Annotated in this window: 17 protein-coding genes; 11 read left to right on the top strand and 6 right to left on the bottom strand. The window is 69.9% G+C overall.

Annotated elements, in window-relative coordinates; genetic code table 11:
* The first annotated feature begins 76 nt into the window (after positions 1-76).
* Positions 77-1,945 carry a potassium transporter Kup gene (locus tag VFE82_RS02175; RefSeq protein WP_324998591.1) on the top strand — a complete coding sequence of 623 codons (1,869 nt, stop codon included), beginning with the start codon at positions 77-79 and terminating at the stop codon, positions 1,943-1,945.
* A gap of 148 nt (positions 1,946-2,093) precedes the next feature.
* Here the strand turns inward: VFE82_RS02175 and VFE82_RS02170 are convergent, their stop codons facing one another.
* Positions 2,094-2,975 carry a transporter substrate-binding domain-containing protein gene (locus VFE82_RS02170; protein ID WP_324998590.1) on the bottom strand — a complete coding sequence of 294 codons (882 nt, stop codon included), beginning with the start codon at positions 2,973-2,975 and terminating at the stop codon, positions 2,094-2,096.
* A gap of 168 nt (positions 2,976-3,143) precedes the next feature.
* Here VFE82_RS02170 and VFE82_RS02165 point away from each other — a divergent pair, with 168 nt between their 5' ends.
* Both VFE82_RS02165 and gshB read left to right on the top strand, forming a co-directional pair.
* Positions 3,144-3,848 carry a glutathione S-transferase N-terminal domain-containing protein gene (locus tag VFE82_RS02165; protein WP_324998589.1) on the top strand — a complete coding sequence of 235 codons (705 nt, stop codon included), beginning with the start codon at positions 3,144-3,146 and terminating at the stop codon, positions 3,846-3,848.
* Between the two features lie 57 nt (positions 3,849-3,905).
* Positions 3,906-4,856, top strand: a complete 951-nt coding sequence (gshB, locus tag VFE82_RS02160) for a glutathione synthase (RefSeq protein ID WP_324998588.1) — start codon at positions 3,906-3,908, stop codon at positions 4,854-4,856.
* 11 nt (positions 4,857-4,867) lie between these two features.
* Here gshB and VFE82_RS02155 read toward each other — a convergent pair whose 3' ends face one another.
* The 5 genes from VFE82_RS02155 to VFE82_RS02135 all read right to left on the bottom strand — a co-directional run bounded on the left by VFE82_RS02155 (position 4,868) and on the right by VFE82_RS02135 (position 12,042).
* Entirely contained in the window at positions 4,868-5,632 is a 765-nt protein-coding gene (locus VFE82_RS02155) for a class II glutamine amidotransferase (RefSeq protein WP_324998587.1), read from the bottom strand.
* A gap of 7 nt (positions 5,633-5,639) precedes the next feature.
* Entirely contained in the window at positions 5,640-7,082 is a 1,443-nt protein-coding gene (locus VFE82_RS02150) for a DHA2 family efflux MFS transporter permease subunit (protein ID WP_324998586.1), read from the bottom strand.
* Positions 7,083-7,098: 16 nt separating this feature from the next.
* Positions 7,099-7,326: a cysteine-rich CWC family protein gene (locus VFE82_RS02145; RefSeq protein ID WP_324998585.1), complete on the bottom strand. Its 228-nt coding sequence runs from the start codon at positions 7,324-7,326 to the stop codon at positions 7,099-7,101.
* A 50-nt stretch (positions 7,327-7,376) separates the two neighbouring features.
* A complete protein-coding gene (locus VFE82_RS02140) occupies positions 7,377-9,755 on the bottom strand; it encodes a DUF1631 family protein (protein ID WP_324998584.1) in 2,379 nt (792 codons plus the stop codon).
* A gap of 85 nt (positions 9,756-9,840) precedes the next feature.
* Positions 9,841-12,042, bottom strand: a complete 2,202-nt coding sequence (locus VFE82_RS02135; RefSeq protein ID WP_324998583.1) for a malate synthase G — start codon at positions 12,040-12,042, stop codon at positions 9,841-9,843.
* 263 nt (positions 12,043-12,305) lie between these two features.
* Between VFE82_RS02135 and VFE82_RS02130 the strand changes: the two genes are divergently transcribed.
* The 8 genes from VFE82_RS02130 to VFE82_RS02095 all read left to right on the top strand — a co-directional run bounded on the left by VFE82_RS02130 (position 12,306) and on the right by VFE82_RS02095 (position 19,868).
* The gene (locus VFE82_RS02130; protein ID WP_324998582.1) at positions 12,306-13,226 is read left to right on the top strand and encodes a LysR family transcriptional regulator; all 921 of its coding nucleotides are present in this window, start codon (positions 12,306-12,308) and stop codon (positions 13,224-13,226) included.
* Positions 13,223-13,675, top strand: a complete 453-nt coding sequence (locus VFE82_RS02125) for a DUF2214 family protein (protein WP_324998581.1) — start codon at positions 13,223-13,225, stop codon at positions 13,673-13,675. The genes VFE82_RS02130 and VFE82_RS02125 overlap by 4 nt, the downstream gene beginning before the upstream one ends.
* Before the next feature lie 36 nt (positions 13,676-13,711).
* A complete protein-coding gene (gene argS, locus VFE82_RS02120; protein WP_324998580.1) occupies positions 13,712-15,385 on the top strand; it encodes an arginine--tRNA ligase in 1,674 nt (557 codons plus the stop codon).
* Between the two features lie 5 nt (positions 15,386-15,390).
* Positions 15,391-16,041: an SPOR domain-containing protein gene (locus tag VFE82_RS02115; protein WP_324998579.1), complete on the top strand. Its 651-nt coding sequence runs from the start codon at positions 15,391-15,393 to the stop codon at positions 16,039-16,041.
* Positions 16,042-16,096: 55 nt separating this feature from the next.
* Positions 16,097-16,747 carry a thiol:disulfide interchange protein DsbA/DsbL gene (locus VFE82_RS02110; RefSeq protein ID WP_324998578.1) on the top strand — a complete coding sequence of 217 codons (651 nt, stop codon included), beginning with the start codon at positions 16,097-16,099 and terminating at the stop codon, positions 16,745-16,747.
* A gap of 100 nt (positions 16,748-16,847) precedes the next feature.
* Complete coding sequence (gene lptA / locus VFE82_RS02105; protein WP_324998577.1) at positions 16,848-17,480, top strand: lipopolysaccharide transport periplasmic protein LptA; 633 nt, start codon at positions 16,848-16,850, stop codon at positions 17,478-17,480.
* Positions 17,477-18,271 carry an LPS export ABC transporter ATP-binding protein gene (gene lptB / locus VFE82_RS02100; RefSeq protein ID WP_414708711.1) on the top strand — a complete coding sequence of 265 codons (795 nt, stop codon included), beginning with the start codon at positions 17,477-17,479 and terminating at the stop codon, positions 18,269-18,271. Before lptA ends, lptB begins: the two co-directional genes overlap by 4 nt.
* A gap of 22 nt (positions 18,272-18,293) precedes the next feature.
* Positions 18,294-19,868: an RNA polymerase factor sigma-54 gene (locus VFE82_RS02095; protein ID WP_324998576.1), complete on the top strand. Its 1,575-nt coding sequence runs from the start codon at positions 18,294-18,296 to the stop codon at positions 19,866-19,868.
* Positions 19,869-19,874: the final 6 nt, after the last annotated feature.

Raw genomic sequence — 19,874 nt, 5'->3', positions numbered from 1 at the left:
TGGATCGACGGCGCACAATAGCGGACCCAAGGAACCGGAACCCCGCTGCCGCTGAGCCGGCCCAGGCGGGACCCCTGTGCAAAGCTCGAAATCCTCGCTCGCGGCGCTGACCCTCGGCGCCATCGGTGTCGTCTACGGCGACATCGGGACCAGCGTCCTGTACGCCGTCAAGGAAGTCTTCGGCTCCGGCCACGTGCCGTTCACGACGGGCAACGTCTACGGCATCCTCTCGATCTTCTTCTGGACGCTGACGGTCATCGTCTCGCTCAAGTACGTCGTGCTGGTGCTGCGGGCCGACAACAACGGCGAGGGCGGGCTGATCGCGATGCTGGCGCTGGCGTCGCAGGCGGTCAAGGACAAGCCGCGGCTGCGCCAGATCCTGCTGGCCGTCGGCATCTTCGGCAGCTGCCTGTTCTATGGCGACGGGGTGATCACGCCGGCCATCTCGGTGCTCTCGGCGGTCGAGGGCCTGGAGGTGGTGTCGCCCCGCTTCAAGGAAGGCGTGATCCCGCTGACGCTGCTCATCCTGTTCGGCCTGTTCGCGGTCCAGAAGCGCGGCACCAGCGGCATCGGCAAGTTCTTCGGCCCGATCACGCTGACCTGGTTCCTGGCGCTCACCGTGCTGGGCGTGGCCAACATCACCAGCCATCCCGAGATCCTGAGCGCGCTCAGTCCGCACCACGCGGTCGGCTTCATGTGGCGGCATCCAGGCACCACGTTCGTCATTCTCGGCGCGGTGGTGCTGTGCGTGACGGGGGCGGAGGCCCTCTATGCCGACCTCGGCCATTTCGGCAAGAAGCCGATCCGGCTGGCCTGGTTCTCGGTGGTGATGCCCGCGCTCACGGTCAACTACTTCGGCCAGGGCGCGCTGCTGCTCGAGCGGCCCGAGGCGGTGAAGAATCCGTTCTTCCTCATGGCCCCCGACTGGGCCCTGGTGCCGTTGGTGGTGCTGGCCACCATGGCGACCGTGATCGCCTCGCAGGCGCTGATCACCGGCGCCTTCAGCGTCACCAAGCAGGTCGTCCAGCTGGGCTACCTGCCGCGGCTGGCGGTGCAGCACACCAGCGTGCGCGAGACCGGGCAGATCTACATTCCGTTCGTCAACTGGGGGCTGTTCGTCGCGATCGTGCTGGCGGTGGTGCTGTTCCGCTCCTCCAGCAGCCTGGCCGCCGCCTACGGGATCGCGGTGACGCTGGACATGCTGATCACCACCATCCTCACGTTCTTCGTGATCCGTTACGGCTGGAAGTACCCGCTGTGGCTGTGCCTGGCCGCTACCGGCTGGTTCTTCGTCGTCGACATCACGTTCTTCGCCTCCAACATGCTCAAGCTGCTGCACGGCGGCTGGTTCCCGCTGGCGATCGGCGGCGCCATCTTCATGCTGATGATGACGTGGAAGAAGGGCCGCTCCATCCTCAACGACAAGCTGCGCCAGGACGCCATCGACCTCAAGAGCTTCCTGGAGTCCGTGTTCGTCAGCCCGCCGACACGCGTCGAGGGCACCGCCGTGTTCCTGACCGGGGAACCGGGCACCGTGCCCAACGCGCTGCTGCACAACCTCAAGCACAACAAGGTGCTGCACGAGCACAACCTGTTCGTCACGGTGCGCAGCCACGAGACGCCCTGGATCGGCCTGAACAAGCGGCTGGAGATCGACGCGCTGGGCCACAGCTGCTGGCAGGTGGTCATCCACTACGGCTTCAAGAACGACTTCGACGTGCCACGCGCGCTGGAGCACATGCGCGGCATGGGCTGCGAGATCCAGCCGATGACCACCAGCTACTTCCTGTCGCGCGACGTCGTCGTGCCCACCATCGGCGGGGGCATGGCCACGTGGCGCGAGAAGCTGTTCGCGCAGATGCACCACAACGCCAGCGCGGCGGCCGATTTCCTCAAGCTGCCCAACAACGCGGTGGTGGAGCTCGGCTCGAAGATCGAGATCTAGGGTCCACCGGGCCGCCCCGCGCGGCGACCCGGGCGCCGCCGCCGCCGGCCTTGGCGGTCGCGGGTGACGGCATTCCTTCGAGCCAGGCACCGCCGCGTGCCAGCAAAAAAGGGCGCCGCGGCGCCCTTTGCGCACGGGCGGGCCGTGCTCAGGTCGCCGGCTTGTCGCTCAGCGCCTTCAGGTTGTCCTTCAGTTCGGGCGCCATCGGCAGGTTCAGGTTGACGTTGTTCGGCGGGATCGGCGAGGTGAACCACTTCGCATACAGTTTCTCGAACTCGCCGCTCTTCATCATGTTGCCGATCACGCGGTCGACCAGTTGCTTGAACTGCGGGTCGTCCTTGCGCAGCATGCAGGCGTAGGGCTCGACCTGCAGCGATTCGCCCACCACGTCCCAGTCGGCCGGGTTCTTGTCGTTGGCCTTGAGCCCGAACAGCAGGATGTCGTCCATGCCGAACGCCACCGCCCGGCCGCCTTCCACCAGCAGCTTGGAGTCGTCGTGGTCCTTGCCGGTGATGATGTTCATGTCCAGGGCCTTGTCCTGGTTGTACTTGCGCAGCACCTGGAAGTTGGTGGTGCCGGCCGTGGTCGCGATCGTCTTGCCCTTCAGGTCGGCATAGCTGCGGATGCCCGAGTTCTTCTTCACCAGCAGGCGGGTGCCGGTGTAGAAGTGGTTGATCGCGAACTGGACGTCCTTGCCGCGGGTGGAGTTGTTGGTGGTCGACCCGCACTCCAGGTCGACCGTGCCGTTGGACAGCAGCGGGATCCGGTTCTGCGACGTCACGGCCTGCCAGGCGATCTCCAGGCCGGGCTTGTTGGTGACCTTCTTGACTTCGGCGGCGATGGCCTCGGAGATCTCGACCATCATCCCCACCGGCTTGCCGGGGCCGGCCAGGTAGCTGAAGGGCACCGAGGCCTCGCGGTAGGCGAGAGTGAGCTTGTTGGTGTCGGCGGCCTTCTTGAGCGTTTCCTGCGCGCAGACGCCAGTGGCGGCGACGGCGAGCACGAGCGGAACCAGGGTCTTGGTTGTCATTGGAGGTGTCCTCGAGAGTGGATGGGCGGCGTGCTCAAGCACGCAACGTGCCTGGAGTGTGGCAGCCGGTGCGGCCCCGCGCCACTGATGAAAACCACGAAGCCGGCCGCCGGATCGCGCTTTGCCCCAGGAACCACGGGCCTTGCCGAAGCTGGTACGGTGCCGCCCATGAACGACCTTTCGAGCTTCCCGATCACCCGCAAGTGGCCCGCCATCCATCCCGAGCGGCTCCAGCTGTATTCACTGCCGACGCCCAATGGCGTGAAGGTGTCGATCCTGCTGGAGGAGACCGGGCTCCCGTACGAGGTGCACCGGGTCGATTTCGAGCAGCACGACCAGACCTCGCCCGAGTTCCTGTCGCTCAACCCGAACAACAAGATCCCGGCCATCCTCGACCCGCAGGGACCGGGCGGGCGTCCGCTGGCGCTGTTCGAGTCGGGCGCGATCCTGCTGTACCTGGCCGAGAAGACCGGCCAGCTGCTGCCCAAGGACCCGGCAGCGCGCTGGCACGCCGTGCAGTGGGTGATGTTCCAGATGGGGGGCGTGGGGCCGATGTTCGGCCAGCTCGGCTTCTTCCACAAGTTCGCCGGCAAGGACTGGCAGGACAAGCGGCCGCGCGACCGCTACGCGACCGAGACCCGGCGCCTGCTCGCCGTGCTGGACGGCCAGCTCGCCACGCGCGAGTGGCTCGCCGGCGACGAGTACACCGTGGCCGACATCGCGACCTTCCCCTGGGTGCGCAACCTGGTGGGGTACTACGGGGCCCGCGACCTGGTCCAGTTCGACGAGTTCCAGCACGTGCAGCGGGCGCTCGACGCGTTCCTGGCCAGGCCCGCGGTGCAGCGTGGCCTGGCGATCCCCAAGGCGCCCTGAGCATCGGCGACCCGTCCCGATTTGTGCAACAGTAGCGCCCCTGCCCGACCTTCGCCCATGAAGCTGCTCTTCGTCGCCGACCCGCTGGAAGACTTCAAGATCTCCAAGGACACCACCTTCTCCATGATGCGGGAGGCCCAGCGCCGGGGCCACCAGGTCGCGGCCTGCGAGCCGCGGCACCTGGTGTGGCGCTCCGGCGGACGGGTCGAGGCGGCGGTTCGCGAGATCCGCCTGACGGGCGACAAGGAGCGCTGGTTCGACGAGACCACGGTGGCGGCGCGCCCGCTGCACGCGTTCGATGCGGTGCTCATGCGCAAGGACCCGCCGTTCGACTCCGAGTACTTCTACGCCACCCATCTGCTGGAGCAGGCCGAGCGGGAGGGCGCCCGCGTCTTCAACAGCCCGCGCGCGCTGCGCGACCATCCCGAGAAGCTGGCGATCATGGAGTTCCCGCAGTTCGTCAGCCCGACGCTGGTGACGCGCGACCCCGAGGCCGTGCGGCGCTTCCACGCGGAGCACCGCGAGATCATCCTCAAGCCGCTGGATGGGATGGGCGGCATGGGCATCTTCCGCGTCGGCCCGGACGGCTTGAACCTCGGGTCGATCACCGAGACGCTGAACGCCAACGGCAGCACCACGCTGATGGTGCAGCGCTTCGTGCCGGAGATCGCGCAGGGAGACAAGCGCGTGCTGGTGATCGGCGGCCGGCCGGTGCCGTTCAGTCTGGCGCGCATTCCGCAGGGCAGCGAGGTCCGCGGCAACCTGGCCGCCGGCGGCAAGGGCGTGGCGCAACCGCTCTCGGCGCGCGACCGCCAGATCGCCGAGGCGCTCGGCCCGGTCCTGGCCGGGCGCGGCCTGCTGCTGGTGGGGCTCGACGTGATCGGCGACGTGCTCACCGAGATCAACGTCACCAGCCCGACCTGCTTCCAGGAAATCACCGACCAGACCGGCTTCGATGTGCCGGCGATGTTCCTCGACGCCCTGGAGGCGGCGCTGGCCCGCCGCTGACCGCGGCCCGGCTAGGCCTCGCCGGCGCCGTCCACGAACACCCGCAGCTCGCCCGGCTGCATCTGGGTCCAGGCCTCGTCGGTGGTGAGCGGGCCGGTGACCACCACCGCCACCCGGTCCTGCGGGGCGGTGTGGCGGGCGAAGTCGATCGACAGGTCCTCGTCCTTCAGGCGCGCGTGCGCGAACGGGTGCTTGCGCTCGACGTACCAGAGGTTGGTGGCGCAGTGGGCCCACAGCGCTTCGCCGCTGGACAGCAGGAAATTGAAGGGGCCGTGCCGCGCGATCTGCGGTGCCAGCTCGCGCAGCGTGAGCGTCAGTTCCCGGACGCTGGGCACGCCGGCATGCGACTTCCACAGCTCCTGCATGATCCAGCAGAAGGCGCGCTCGCTGTCGGTGCTGCCGACCGGGTGGAAGTTGGCGTGCAGACGTGGCCGGAAGTCCTTCAGGTCGCCGTTGTGCGCGAACACCCAGTACCGCCCCCACAGCTCGCGCACGAAGGGGTGGCAGTTCTCCAGGGCGATCTCGCCCTGGGTCGCCTTACGGATGTGGGCGATGACGTTGCGGCTCTTGATCGGATAGCGGCGAATCAGCTCGGCCACCGGCGATTCCGAGGCGGGCTGGTGGTCCACGAAATGGCGCAGGCCGCGGCCTTCGAAGAAGGCGATGCCCCAGCCGTCGGCGTGGTGGTCGGTGCGCCCGCCGCGCTGCGCAAACCCGGTGAAGCTGAACGTAACGTCGGTCGGCGTGTTGCAGTTCATCCCGAGCAGCTGGCACATGGCTCGATTATTGGCCAGTGCCGGCGGCTTCGGGGCGTTCGCGCAGCTGCCAGGACGCGAGCACGGCCAGGGCGCAGATCGCCGCCAGCATCAGGAACGATTCCTCGAACGCGAGCAGCCGGCCGGCGCTCGTCTGCGTCGCCGCCAGCGAATCGCCATGTGCGGCCAGCCGCCACTCGAGCACGATCGCGCACAGGCTCACGCCGGCGGCGCCGCCGAGCATGCGCAGGAAGTTGATGGCGCTCGCGGCCTGTGGGATCAGGTCCTTGGGCAGCGGCCGCATCGCGCCGATGTTCAGCGAGGACAGGATGCAGCCGAGCCCGATGCGGCCGAGGATCGCCCAGGCGACCAGCAGCCACAGCGGCGAGGCGAGCCCGACCGTCGGCATCAGCGCGAACGACGCCGCCAGCAGCACCAGGCCCGTGGACACCAGCACGCGGGTCGGGACGCGGTGCACCAGGCGGCCGGCCACGCCGATGGTGACCGCCAGCACCAGCCCGGCCGGCAGCAGGATGGTGCCGGCGTGCGACGCCGGCAAGTGCAGCGCGTACTGCATGTAGACCGGCAGCAGGTAGGTCGAGCCGAACAGGGCGATGCCGTAGATGAAGGCGACGATGCTGCCCATGGCGTAGGTCCGGTGCGTGAAGAGCGCCAGGTTCATCAGCGGCGTGCGCCCGGTCGCCGGGGCCCGCCGCTGCCACCACAGGAACACTCCCAGTGCGGCCACGGCCGTGCCGAGCAGCCCCGCGGCCTGGACACCGGGGCTGCCATGCAGCGCCACCAATCCGTTGAGCAGGCACAGCGTGCCACCCGCCGCGAGCAGCAGGCCGCGCCAGTCCAGCCGGTGCGCGGCTCGGTCCGCCGCCGCGCCGCCCGGGGCGCTGGTCGGCACGAACGTGTAGGCCAGCGCGATCGACAGCAGGCAGAACGGCACCACCATGAAGAAGATCGAGCGCCAGCCGAACCAGTCGACCAGCAGGCCGCCGATGCTGGGGCCCAGGGCGGGGGCCAGCACCACGCCCATGCCGAAGACGCCACCCGCGCGGCCCTGCTCGCGCGGCTCGAATGCCCGCAGCATGATGATGGCCGGGATCGGCTGCACCACGCCGGCGGCCAGGCCCTCGGCGACGCGTGCGATCAGCACCACCGCGTACTGGGGGGCCAGGCCGCCCGCCACGCCGCCGAGCAGCAGCAGCGCCATCGTGCCGACGTAGGTCGCGCGGTAGCCGAAGCGGCTCAGCAACCAGGGTGTCGTGAGCATCGACACCGTCATCGCCACCATGAAGCCGGAACTCACCCACTGCGCGCGGTCCTGCCCGAGCGCGAAGTGCCGGCTCATGTCGGGAATGGCCACGTTCACGATGGTGGACGACATGGCGGACGCCATCGTGCCCACCATGACCGAGAGCAGCAGGAGCCAGCGGTAGCGCGGCCCCCAGCGTCGGCTCAAGGCAGCGAGGTCGCCGTCAGCCACCGGTCGCGCCGGCACAGCCGGGGCAGATGCAGGCACGTGCGCGTGCCTCCTCGGGCACGCGGGCCAGCAGGTCGGGGGGGAACGATGCCCGGGTGCACCAGCAGGGCGGTTGCGAATGGCCGGTGCGCCGCTGCGATTCCATCGCGCAGCGGTTGTCCGCGCCGCACAGCGGGCAGGCCGTCGCGGGCATGACGGGGGAAGGCGTCGCAGCGGTGGACATGGGCCGAGTCTAGCGGCGGGGTCGCCGCGGCCTTGTCGGCCGGCAGCGCTTCAGGCGGCGATGGCCTGCGGCTGGGCGCGCGACAGTGCGTCGATGGCGTGCTGCACGACTTCGTGCGCCTGCACCGGTCGCAGGTGCCGGTTGACCACCAGCCGGTGCAGGCTGCGGCGGGTCATGGAGTGCGGCTCGCCGCCTTCGCTGACGAACATGAAGAGGGCGCCGTTGGCGCCGCTCCAGACCAGGCGGGCGCGGCGCCAGCGGTCGCCCGACTGCAGGTCGACCCAGCCGCCCTCGCGCAGGGTGCTGATCAGCGACTCGGCCTCGGTGTCGCTGAGTGCATCGTCGGCGCCGGCCTGGTCGGGCTGTGCGGGTGCGCCGGGGCCTTCCTGCAGCGGATGGTCGAGGAAGCCGCAGGCCTGCTGCTCCTCGGGTGCCAGCCAGACCGACTCGGTCGGCGCCGGCTTGCGCGGCGAGGTCGGCTGCAGCCGCTCGTCGCCCTCGCGCTCGGGTTCGGGCAGGGTGAGCGACTGGCGGCGGTGCTTGGCGCGCAGCTTGAGCACCGGCCGGTGCAGCTGCTCCAGGGCGCCGAAGATGCTGCTCTGCTGCGGCGTCTGGCCGATCAGCGCCAGCCCGTCGCGGATGCGCCCGACCAGCAGCGGGATCAGTTCGAAGGCGCGCGCCGGGTCGCGCAGCGTGGCCTCGCGCTTGACGCTCCACAGCAGGTCGGTGACCACGGCGATGTAGCCGTGCGGATCGAGCTCGCCTTCCCGGGCCGACAGCCGCGCGTGGGCAATCACCAGCGACCATTGGTCGTACAGGAATTCCTGCACGATGGCAGGCACGCCTTCCAGGTCGCTGCGGTGGCTGAGCTCCCAGGCGATCTGTTCGGCGGTCGCCTGGCGGCGCTCGGCGAACCGGACCGCGCCCAGCACGTCTTCCTGCTGGGTCGCCTCCAGCTCGTCCTGCTGGGCCCAGTCGGCCTCCAGCTGCGCGAGCACTTCGCCGAAGGCCTTGGCGTCCTCGAAGTCGTCCTGCTGGTTCAGGGCGCGAAAGCCCGCCTGCACCGGCTGGAAGAAGTCGCCGAAAGCCTCGGCGAACTCGTCGTTGTAGCGGAAGCTGCGCTCGGCCACCCGCTCGACCAGACGCCTGGCGGGATGCTGGGCCTGGCCGAAGAACTGCGGGGCATGCAGGGCCAGCCGCGCCAGCGCGGGCTCCAGCGCCACGATCGCCTCGCGCACCGGCGCCAGCAGCCGCGGATCGCGGGCCACCTCGTCGACCAGCTGGTGCACGACTTCCAGACCGACCACCTGCCCGACCTGCCGCGCCTGCTTCTTCAGCCGGGTGCGCACCAGCGAGCGTTGCCGCGGCGCGCCCATGGGGCCCCAGACCGCCATGTTCAACGGGCTGTCGGTGCCGACCTGCCGCATCGGGCGATCGACCGGGGGCAGATGTTCGTGGGCACGCACTGCCGAGGCGTCGAGCGCTTCGCCGTCGGCACCGGCTTCGAGTTCGGCCAGTTCGCGGTCGACGCCGGCGTACCACGAGGCGTCGAGCGGCTGGTGGACGGGCAGCTGGGGCGTTCCCGCTCCGAGGAAATCGTGCAGCAGGGGACCGCGGACCGCCTCCATCACCCGGCCGATCCAGCCGGCGAAGCCGGAGGGCTGCGCACCGGGCCCGCCCGGCGGCTGCAGGGGGGCACGACCGGAGGCCAGGGGCGCGCGGCCCGAGGTCAGCGGCATCGGCTGCGACACCCGCGGCATCTCGGCTGCCCGGGAGGACCGCTCGAGGGGCGCCGGGCCGGTGACCACGCGGTAGCTCGCGGCTTGGACGCCGGCCTGCCGCAACAGGCGGGTGGCCGCGCGGTAGATCTGGATCAGGTCGTGCGAGAGCGGCTCGGCCATGTGCCGGATCCACAGGGCGGGCCAGCCCGGCTCGATCGGCGCCGGCTGGTTCATCAGCCCGCGCAGCGCCGCGGTGAAGATGGCCACGCGCAGCGGATTGCGCTCGGGCTGGACGCCTTCGAGCCGCAGGGCAGCGCTCATCAGCGTGTCGAGCTCCTCCAGCGGCTGCTCGACCAGCGGGGCGAGCTGCTGCTCCAGGCGCGCCGTCTCGATCGACTCCATCAGCTCGGCATCGCCGACCAGCGTGAGCGAGCCGGGGCGGACGGTGACGGGGGTGGACGGGCGCTGTGGCGGCGACTCGAGCGCGGCGCGCAGCGCGGGCGGGAACCGGGTGCACCACGAGTTGCGGGCGGCGGACAGGGCACGGGCGGCGTCCTGCAACTCGCGCCGTTCGCGGCCGCTGGTGCGTTGCAGCGCCTCCTGGTCGAGCGCCTGCACGGCCTCGTCGACGGCCCGCTCCACCATCCGGCGCGAGCGCGCGACGGCCTCGTTGATGCAGGGCAGGACGATGTTGGGCAGGGCAGCCATGGCTGCCGCCCAGTGTAGGGAGCTCGACCGTCCGGCTCTGCCGTTTCCTGCACGGCTTTGCCGACTGATTCAGTTCGTTACGTTTTCAGCGGGCGTGGGCGGCCTTGACCTTGAGCCGCCAGGCGTGCAGGAGGGGCTCGGTGTACCCGGCCGGCTGCTCGCGGCCCTTGAACACCAGGTCCTGCGCCGCCTGGAACGCGAACGAGGTGTCCCAATGGCCGGCCATGGGCTGGTACAGCGGGTCGCCGGCGTTCTGCTTGTCCACCACCGCGGCCATGCGGCGGAAGGTCTCGCGCACCTGCTCCTCGGTCACCACGCCGTGCTGCAGCCAGTTGGCGATGTGCTGGCTGGAGATGCGCAGCGTGGCGCGGTCTTCCATCAGGCCGACGTTGTGGATGTCGGGCACCTTGGAGCAGCCCACGCCCTGGTCGATCCAGCGCACCACGTAGCCCAGGATGCCCTGGACGTTGTTGTCCAGCTCCTGCTGGCGTTCCTGCGCCGTCCAGTTCGCCTCGGCGGCGACCGGCACCGTCAGCAGCCCGTTCAGCAGCGTTTCGCGCTCGGCGTCCGCGTCGGTCCGTTCCAGCTCCTGCTGCACCGCGCCGACGTTGACCTGGTGGTAGTGCAGCGCATGCAGGGTGGCCGCGGTGGGCGACGGCACCCAGGCGGTGTTGGCCCCGGCGCGCGGATGCGCGATCTTCTGCTCCAGCATCGCCGCCATCAGGTCGGGCATCGCCCACATGCCCTTGCCGATCTGGGCCCGGCCCCGCAGGCCGCAGGCCAGTCCGACCAGGACGTTGTTCTTCTCGTAGGCCTGGATCCAGGCGCTGCTCTTCATGTCGCCCTTGCGGATCATCGGACCCGCGTGCATGGCGGTGTGCATCTCGTCGCCGGTGCGATCGAGGAAGCCGGTGTTGATGAAGGCGACGCGCGCCGGCGCGGCGGCGATGCAGGCCTGCAGGTTGACGCTGGTGCGGCGCTCCTCGTCCATGATGCCCAGCTTGACGGTGTTCGGCGCCAGTTGCAGCAGCTGCTCGACGCGCGTGAACAGTTCGTCGGCGAAGGCCACCTCCGCCGGCCCGTGCATCTTGGGCTTGACGATGTACACCGAGCCGGTGCGCGAGTTGCGGATGCCGCCGGCACCGTTGCCTTTCAGGTCGTGGATGGCGATCGCCGTCGTGATCACCGCGTCCATGATCCCCTCCGGGATCTCCTTGCCACCGTCCCACAGGATGGCCGGGTTGGTCATGAGGTGGCCGACGTTGCGCACGAACAGCAGCGAGCGGCCATGCAGCGTCACCTGGCCCCGCCCGTCCGGCGCGGTGTAGACGCGGTCCGGGTTCAGGCCGCGGGTGAAGGTGCGGCCACCCTTGGTGACCTGCTCGGTGAGCGAGCCCTTCAGGATGCCCAGCCAGTTGCCATAGGCGAGCACCTTGTCCTGCGCATCGACCACGGCCACCGAATCCTCGAGGTCCAGGATGGTCGAGAGCGCGGCTTCGACGATGACGTCGGTGACGCCGGCGGCGTCGGTGCTGCCGATCGGCGTGCTGCGGTCGATCACGATGTCGAGGTGAATGCCATGGTGGCGCAGCAGCACCGACGAAGGCGCCGCCGCATCGCCGCGGAAGCCGACGAACTGGGACGGGTCTTTCAGCCCGCTGGCAGCACCGCCGCGCAGCGACACGGCCAGGCGGCCGCCGTCGACCCGGTAGCCGGTGGCATCGCGGTGCGAGCCGGACGCCAGCGGGGCGGCCTGGTCCAGCACCTGGCGGGCGTAGGCGATCACCTTGGCGCCGCGCACCTCGTTGTAGCCGGGGCCGCGGTCGGCGCCGCCGGCCTCGGGAATGGCGTCGGTGCCGTACAGCGCGTCGTACAGCGATCCCCAGCGCGCGTTGGCGGCGTTGAGCGCATAGCGGGCGTTCAGGATCGGCACCACCAGCTGGGGGCCGGCCTGGATGGCGAGCTCGGCGTCGACGTGGGTGGTGGTGGCCTTGGCGCCCCGGGGGTGCGGGACCAGGTAGCCGATCTGTTCCAGAAACCCGCGGTAGGCCTTCATGTCGCGGATCGGGCCGGGATGGGCGCGGTGCCAGCGATCCAGCTCCGTCTGCAGGCGCTCGCGCTCGGCCAGCAGGGCTGCGTTCTTGGGCGCGAGGTCGTGCACGATGGCGTCGAAGCCCTTCCAGAACGCGTCGCTGTCGATGCCGGTGCCGGGTAGCACCTGGTCGTTGATGAAGCGATGCAGCTCGGTGGCGACATCCAGGCGGTGGGTGGAAGTGCGGGCGGTCATGGAACGGTCTCTCCTCGGGGCACGGCAGTCGGGATGAAGGCGAGACTGTATTCCAACCCTGGCTCATGGTTTAGATGCCTGCTGGTGATTAGATTCGCGACAAAAAGAGCATGAATTGGCCTTGTCCAAGCGGCCGGCGCTCGCGCGGGCCTGCGGCACTGGGGGGCAGCCACGCCGCCAGCAGCATCTGCCACGTCACTCAACCGTCAATGAGGGGCCGGGCCGGGCAGATTCCTGACTTCCGTGCGGATAATCCGGACAGCATGGACAAGCTCAAGCAACTGGAGTCCTTCGTCTCCGTGGCGACGCGTGGCAGCCTCACGGCCGCCGCCAAGGCCGAAGGCGTCGCCCCCGCCATCATGGGACGCCGCCTGGATGCGCTCGAGGAGCGGCTGGGCGTCAAGCTGCTGGTGCGCACCACCCGGCGGCTGACCCTGACGCACGAAGGCAGTGCATTCCTGGAGGATTGCCAGCGCCTGCTGGCCGACGTCGCCAACGCCGAGGCGAGCGTCAGCGCCGGTGGCGTCAAGGCCAGCGGCCACTTGCGCGTGACCGCGCCGGCCGGCTTCGGGCGGCGCCACGTCGCGCCGCTGGTGCCACGCTTTCGCGAACTGCACGCCGACGTGACGATTTCGCTGAACCTCAGCGACCGCGTGGTCGATCTCGCCGGCGAAGGCTACGACTGCGCCGTCCGCGTGGGCGACCTGCCCGATTCGTCCCTGGTAAGCGTGCGCATGGCGGACAACCGGCGCCTGTGCGTCGCGACGCCCGACTACCTGCAGCGGCACGGGACGCCGCAGCATCCCAACGACCTGGCGCGCTTCGACTGCATGACGCTCTCGAGCGACGCCTCGCAGGTGCGCGGCTGGGCCTTCCGGGTCCCCAAGGGCGACGGCCACGAGGTCATCCATCTGCGACCGGGCGGGCCGCTGGACTGCACCGACGGCCAGGTGCTGCACGACTGGTGCCTGCAGGGCTATGGCATTGCCTGGCGCAGCACCTGGGAAGTCGAGTCGGAGATCCAGTCCGGCCGTCTGGTCGAGGTGCTGGCCGAGTTCGCGGCTCCGCCCAACGGCATCTACGCGGTGTTCCCGCAGCGCAAGCACATGCCGGTGCGCGTGCGACTGTGGATCGAGTTCCTCAAGCAGCATTTCGGACAACCCGAGTTCTGGCGCGGCACATGACCCTCGAATCGCTTCTCGCCTACGCCCATCTCCTGGCCATCCTCACGCTGGTGGTGTTCATCGCCAGCGAAGCGGCGCTGTGCCGTCCCGAGTGGCTCAACGCCAGCGTCGTCGAGCGGCTGGTGGTCGTCGATCGCGTGTACGGCATCGCCGCCGCGGCCGTGCTCGTGACCGGTCTGGCGCGCGTGTTCCTGGGCGCCAAGGGCCTGGCCTGGTACGGCGGCAACTGGCTCCTGTGGCTCAAGTTCGGGCTGTTCCTGCTGGTCGGGGCGCTGTCGATCCGGCCGACCCTGCGCTTCATCGCCTGGCGCAAGGCGCTGCTGCAGGGCCGCGGGCTGCCGCCGGCCGAGGAGGTCCGCCAGGTGCGTCGCTGGGTGATGCAGCAGGCGCACATCGTGCCGGTCATCCCGCTGGCCGCGACCTTCCTCGCACGCGGCTACGGGGGATGACGAGGCGCTCCGCGGGCGGATCCTTAAAATCCCGCGATGCTCCTCGTGAAACACGAACTGCTGGGCGCGCTCGCGTCCGCACTCGACCAGCTCTCCCCCGGCGCTGGCGCCAAGGCCGTCTTCGAGTCGCCCAAGGCGGCCGCCCACGGCGACCTCGCCTGCACGGCCGCGATGCAGCTGGCCAAGCCGCTCAAGCTCAATCCACGCCAGGTCGCCGAGAACCTCCGGGCCGACCTGCTGAAGACCCCGGCGTTCGAGCGTTGGGTGGATGCGATCGAGATCGCCGGCCCCGGCTTCATCAACATCCGGCTGAAACCGGCCGCCAAGCAGCAGGTCGTGCGCGAGGTGCTGGCCGCCGGCACCGGCTACGGTCACCAGCCCGCCAACGGGCAGCGGGTGCTGGTGGAATTCGTCTCGGCCAACCCCACCGGGCCCCTGCACGTGGGCCACGGACGACAGGCCGCGCTGGGTGACGCCATCTGCAACCTGTACGCGACCCAGGGCTGGGACGTGCACCGCGAGTTCTACTACAACGACGCCGGCGTGCAGATCGCCACCCTGGCGAACTCGACGCAGCTGCGCGCCAAGGGGCTGAAGCCGGGCGATGCCGGCTGGCCCGAGGCAGCCTACAACGGCGACTACATCGCGGACATCGCCGCCGATTTCCTGGCGCGCAAGACGGTCAAGGCCGACGACCGCGAGTTCACCGCCTCCGGCGACGTCGAGGACCTCGACTCGATCCGGCAGTTCGCGGTCGCCTATCTGCGGCATGAGCAGGATCTGGACCTGCAGGCGTTCGCCGTCCGCTTCGACCAGTACTACCTCGAGTCGAGCCTCTACACCAGCGGCAAGGTGGCAGAGGCCGTGCGCAGGCTGCAGGAGGCCGGCAAGACCTACGAGCAGGACGGCGCCCTCTGGCTGCGCTCGACCGACTACGGCGACGACAAGGACCGCGTCATGCGCAAGTCCGACGGCACGTACACCTACTTCGTGCCCGACGTCGCCTACCACATCACCAAATGGGAGCGCGGCTTCCGCAAGGTCGTGAACATCCAGGGCACCGACCACCACGGCACCATCGCGCGGGTGCGCGCCGGGCTGCAGGCGGCCGGCGTCGGCATCCCGGCCGGCTATCCCGACTACGTGCTGCACACCATGGTGCGCGTGATGCGCGGCGGCCAGGAGGTCAAGATCTCCAAGCGCGCCGGCAGCTACGTCACGCTGCGCGACCTGGTCGAGTGGACGAGCAAGGATGCCGTGCGCTTCTTCCTGCTCTCGCGCAAGCCCGACACCGAATACGTCTTCGACGTCGACCTGGCGTTGGCGCAGAACAACGACAACCCGGTCTACTACGTGCAATACGCGCATGCACGCATCTGCTCCGTGCTCGCCGCGTGGGGCGGCGACGTGTCCACGCTGGCGCAGGCCGACCTGTCGGCGCTGGAGAGCGGCGCGGCGTTGTCGCTGATGCTGCAGCTGGCCAAGTACCCCGACATGCTGTCGTCGGCCGCGGCCGACTTCGCCCCGCACGATGTGACGTTCTACCTGCGCGAGCTCGCGGGCGCGTACCACTCCTACTATGATGCCGAGCGCATCCTGGTGGACGACGAGACGGTGAAGAAGGCGCGGCTGGCGCTGGTGGCCGCGACGGCGCAGGTGCTGCGCAACGGGCTGGCCGTGCTGGGCGTGGGCGCACCCGAGAAGATGTGAGCAAGATGAACAGACAGCGTGGCAATGTGCTCGTGGGCATCGTCATCGGCGTGGTGATCGGGCTGGCCGCCGCGTTGGCGGTCGCGGTCTACGTCACCAAGGTGCCGGTGCCCTTCCTGAGCAAGAACCAGGGCCGCACGCCCGAGCAGGACGCGGCCGAGTCCAAGAAGAACAAGGACTGGGATCCGAACGCGCCGCTGTACGGCCGCAATCCGGCCAAACCGCTGCCGCCCGCCCCGGCGGTGGCGCCGCCCGGTCCCGCTGCGGCGCCTGCGGCGCCGCCGGCTGCCCCGCCCGGGGTCGTGGCGCCCGACAAGCCGATCACCCCCGCCAATCCGGCGGCGCCCGCGGCCCGGGCGCCGTCGGCCGACCCGCTCGGCGAGTTCGCGGCCGCCCGCTCGGCTGCCAACGCGCCCGAGCCGTTCCTGTATTTCGTGCAGACCGGCGCCTTCCGCTCGCCGGAGGACGCCGAGGCGCAGCGCGCCAAGCTCTCGCTCATGGGCATCGAGGCCAAGGTGACCGAGCGCGAGCAGTCCGGCCGCCAGGTGTTCCGCGTCCGCGTCGGCCCGTTCGACAAGAAGGACGACGCGGAGCGCAGCAAGGAACGGCTGGATGCCGGCGGCGTGGAAACCGCGCTGGTGCGCGTGCAGCGCTGAGCCGCGGAACCTTCGTCCGCGGTCGCGCTCAGACTGACTCAAGGAGAGATCGAAGATGAACCGTCGCGAGTTTTCCGCCGGGACCGCTTGCCTCGTGGCCGCGGCCGGGCTGGGACTGCCCCACCTGGCGTGGGCGCAGAAGAAGCCCGAGGAGGGGCAGGAGTACAAGGCGCTCGACAAGCGCGTGCCGGTGGAAGCGCCTGCCGGCAAGGTCGAGGTGATCGAGTTCTTCTGGTACAGCTGCCCGCACTGCAACGCGTTCGAGCCGCAGCTGACCGCATGGAGCAAGAAGCTGCCCCAGGACGTCGTGCTGCGCCGGGTGCCGATTGCCTTCCGCGACGACTTCGTGCCGCAGCAGCGCCTGTTCTACACGCTGGAGGCAATGGGCAAGCTCGATGAACTGCATGCCAAGGTGTTCGACGCCATCCACGTGCAGAAGCAGCCGACGGCCAAGGAGGACCAGATCCTCGCTTGGGCCGAGAAGAACGGCCTGAACCGCGCCAAGTTCCAGGAGATCTACAACTCGTTCTCGGTGTCGACCAAGGCCCGCAAGGCCTCCCAGCTGCAGGACGCGTTCAAGGTCGAGGGCGTGCCGGCGCTGGGCATCGCGGGCCGCTGGTACACCGACGGCACGATGGCGGGCAACATGCCCAAGGCGCTGCTGGTCACCGACTACCTGATCGCCGAGGCGCGCAAGAGCCGCTGACGCGACCGACGCTGGATCGTCCGAAGGCCCGCCTCGGCGGGCCTTTTTCGTGGCGGCCTCCACCCGGGCGGCTACAATGGCCAGCAAGATTCATGCCTCTATGAGACCGGTTCTTCCCGCTGCACTGCTCGCTTTCACCCTGGCCTGGTCCGGCGCGGCGCAGGCCGAGCGGGCCGATCGCAACCTGCCGATGAACATCGAGGCCGATGCGCTGCGCTACGACGACCTGCGCCAGACCAGCATCTTCACCGGCCGGGTGGTGCTGACCAAGGGCACGATCATCATCCGCGGAGCGCGTGTCGACGTGCGGCAGGACGCCGAGGGCTTCCAGTACGGCGTGGTCACCGCCGAGCCCGGCAAGCGCGCCTTCTACCGCCAGAAGCGCGAAGGCGTCGACGAGTACATCGAGGGTGAGGGCGAGACCATCGAGTACGACGGCAAGGCCGACCGCGTCAAGTTCATCCGGCGGGCCGAGCTGCGCCGCTTCCGCGGCAGCGCGATGGTCGACGAGATCACCGGCGGCATCATCACCTACGAGAACACCAGCGACGTGTTCACGGTCGACGGCGGCGCCGCGGCGCCCACCCCGGGCGGCCGGGTGCGCGCGATGCTCGGCCCGCGCGACGGCGCCTCGGGGCCGGGCGTCCCGGGCGCGGCGCGCGCACCGGCGGCGCCGGCCGCGCCCCCCGCGCAGTTGCGGTCGAGCCCGGGCCTGGCCGGGGAGCCCAAGTGAGGATCGGTCCCGACGACGCCGTCGGCCACGCCGCCGCGCCGACCGAGGCGCCCAGCCGGCTCGAAGCGCGGCACCTGCAGAAAAGCTACGGCAGCCGCAAGGTGGTCAAGGACGTCTCGCTGGGCGTCGACAAGGGCGACGTGGTGGGACTGCTCGGTCCCAACGGCGCGGGCAAGACCACGTCCTTCTACATGATCGTGGGGCTGGTGCGCGCCGACGCGGGCGAGATCTCCATCGACGGGCAGCCGGTCGAGCACATGCCGATCCATCGCCGCTCGCGGCTGGGGCTGTCGTACCTGCCGCAGGAGGCCTCCATCTTCCGCAAGCTGAACGTGGCCGACAACGTGCGTGCGGTGCTGGAGCTGCAGCACGGCCCGGACGGGCGCCCGCTGTCGCGCGACACCGTCGAGCAGCGGCTCACGGCGCTGCTGGAGGATCTGCGGGTCGACCACCTGCGCGATTCGCCCGCCGTGGCCCTGTCGGGCGGCGAGCGGCGCCGCGTGGAGATCGCGCGCGCGCTCGCCACCCAGCCGCGCTTCATCCTGCTGGACGAGCCGTTCGCCGGCATCGACCCGATCGCGGTGATCGAGATCCAGCGCATCATCGGCTTCCTGAAGTCGCGCGGCATCGGTGTCCTGATCACCGACCACAACGTGCGCGAGACGCTGGGCATCTGCGACCACGCCTACATCATCAGCGACGGCAACGTGCTGGCGCAGGGCACGCCGGCGGAGATCGTGAACAACGCCGACGTGCGCCGCGTGTACCTCGGCGAGCACTTCCGAATGTGACGATGGGCCTGCAGTGTTCCCCATGAAGCAGGGCCTTTCGCTTCGGGTCTCGCAGCACCTGGCGCTCACGCCGCAGCTGCAGCAGTCGATCCGCCTGCTCCAGCTGTCCACCCTGGAGCTGTCGCAGGAAATCGAGCAGATGCTCGGCGACAACCCCTTCCTCGAGTTGAACCAGGACGAAGCCCCGCGCGAGGAGTTCGGGCTGGCGCAGGCCGACGCGCCGGTGTCCGAAGGCGAGCGCGAGGCCGAGTCGGCCGACCTGGGCGGCAGCATCGATTTCGCCGGCAGCGACGGCGACCGTTCGTCCGGGACCGCCGACGGCGAGTCCTCCACCACGGCCACCGACGGCGAGCCGCACGACTGGGAAGGGGACGGCAGCACGGAAGTGGTGCCGGACGACGGCGAATGGGGTGGCGAGGCGCAGGCCCGTCGCAACAACCTGGGCGACGAGGACGACGTGGACGCGGCCGACCTGGCGCGCAGCCACGAGTCGCTGCAGGCCCATCTGCACCGGCAGGCGCTCGCCCTGCGGCTGGCCGAAGAGGACCGCGCGGCGCTGCGGTTCCTGATCGAGTCGCTCAACGACGACGGCTACCTCGAGGACTCGCTCGCATCGCTGGCCGCCGGCCTGGCCCCCGACGACGCCGAGCAGCAGGAGGAGCTGGTCCACCGGTTCACGGTCGCCTTGCGGCTGCTGCACCATCTCGATCCGGCCGGTGTCGGGGCCCGCTCGCTGGCCGAATGCCTGACCCTGCAGTTGCAGGCGCTGCGCGGCGAACGTGATCCGGCCGTGTGCGACGCGGCGCTCGCCATCTGCCGGCAGCCGATCGACCTGCTGGCCCGGCGCGACGTCAAGCGGCTGGCCCAGCTGTGCGGAGAGTCCGAGGGCCGCATCAAGGCGGCGATGGCGATGATCACGCGGCTGGAGCCCAAGCCCGGCCGGCGCTTCGTCGATGTCGAGCGCAACGTGGTGATCCCGGACGTGCTGGTGACCAAGGTCGGCCGCGGCAACCAGTTCCGCTTCCGTGTCCAGCTCAATCCCGACGTCATGCCGAGGCTGCGGGTGCACGATGTGTACGCTGGCGCGCTCAAGGCCCACCGGGGAGAAGGCCACCAGGCGCTGCAGCAGCGGCTGCAGGAGGCGCGCTGGTTCATCAAGAACATCCAGCAGCGCTTCGACACCATCCTGCGCGTGTCCAATGCCATCGTCGAACGCCAGAAGAACTTCTTCGTGCACGGCGAACTCGCCATGCGCCCGCTCGTGCTGCGGGAGATCGCCGACGAACTCGGCCTGCACGAGTCGACCATCTCGCGCGTCACGACGGCCAAGTACATGTCGACCCCGTTCGGCACCTTCGAGCTGAAGTACTTCTTCGGCTCGGCGCTGGGCACCGAAACCGGCGGCAACGCCTCGTCCACGGCCGTGCGCGCCCTGATCCGGCAGTTCGTCGCATCGGAGAGCGCCAAGAAGCCACTGTCGGACAGCCAGATCTCGGACATGCTCAAGGAGCAGGGCATCGAGTGCGCCCGCCGCACCGTCGCCAAGTACCGGGAAGCCCTGCGCATCGCGCCGGCCAACCTGCGCAAGGCGCTCTGACCGCGG

It is taken from the genome of Ramlibacter sp. (assembly GCF_035655895.1).
Classification (GTDB): Bacteria; Pseudomonadota; Gammaproteobacteria; order Burkholderiales; family Burkholderiaceae_C; genus Ramlibacter.
The sequence above is the reverse complement of the archived record's forward strand: the minus strand, read 5'-3'. Positions and strand labels throughout refer to the sequence as shown.

Excerpts from the sequence above, each read along its gene's own strand:
- VFE82_RS02170 (WP_324998590.1), bottom strand. The coding sequence starts at position 2,975 with ATGACAACCAAGACCCTGGTTCCGCTCGTGCTCGCCGTCGCCGCCACT.
- VFE82_RS02165 (WP_324998589.1), top strand. The coding sequence starts at position 3,144 with ATGAACGACCTTTCGAGCTTCCCGATCACCCGCAAGTGGCCCGCCATC.
- gshB (WP_324998588.1), top strand. The coding sequence starts at position 3,906 with ATGAAGCTGCTCTTCGTCGCCGACCCGCTGGAAGACTTCAAGATCTCC.
- VFE82_RS02155 (WP_324998587.1), bottom strand. The coding sequence starts at position 5,632 with ATGTGCCAGCTGCTCGGGATGAACTGCAACACGCCGACCGACGTTACG.
- VFE82_RS02145 (WP_324998585.1), bottom strand. The coding sequence starts at position 7,326 with ATGTCCACCGCTGCGACGCCTTCCCCCGTCATGCCCGCGACGGCCTGC.
- VFE82_RS02140 (WP_324998584.1), bottom strand. The coding sequence starts at position 9,755 with ATGGCTGCCCTGCCCAACATCGTCCTGCCCTGCATCAACGAGGCCGTC.
- VFE82_RS02135 (WP_324998583.1), bottom strand. The coding sequence starts at position 12,042 with ATGACCGCCCGCACTTCCACCCACCGCCTGGATGTCGCCACCGAGCTG.
- VFE82_RS02130 (WP_324998582.1), top strand. The coding sequence starts at position 12,306 with ATGGACAAGCTCAAGCAACTGGAGTCCTTCGTCTCCGTGGCGACGCGT.
- VFE82_RS02125 (WP_324998581.1), top strand. The coding sequence starts at position 13,223 with ATGACCCTCGAATCGCTTCTCGCCTACGCCCATCTCCTGGCCATCCTC.
- argS (WP_324998580.1), top strand. The coding sequence starts at position 13,712 with ATGCTCCTCGTGAAACACGAACTGCTGGGCGCGCTCGCGTCCGCACTC.
- VFE82_RS02115 (WP_324998579.1), top strand. The coding sequence starts at position 15,391 with ATGAACAGACAGCGTGGCAATGTGCTCGTGGGCATCGTCATCGGCGTG.
- VFE82_RS02110 (WP_324998578.1), top strand. The coding sequence starts at position 16,097 with ATGAACCGTCGCGAGTTTTCCGCCGGGACCGCTTGCCTCGTGGCCGCG.
- lptA (WP_324998577.1), top strand. The coding sequence starts at position 16,848 with ATGAGACCGGTTCTTCCCGCTGCACTGCTCGCTTTCACCCTGGCCTGG.
- VFE82_RS02095 (WP_324998576.1), top strand. The coding sequence starts at position 18,294 with ATGAAGCAGGGCCTTTCGCTTCGGGTCTCGCAGCACCTGGCGCTCACG.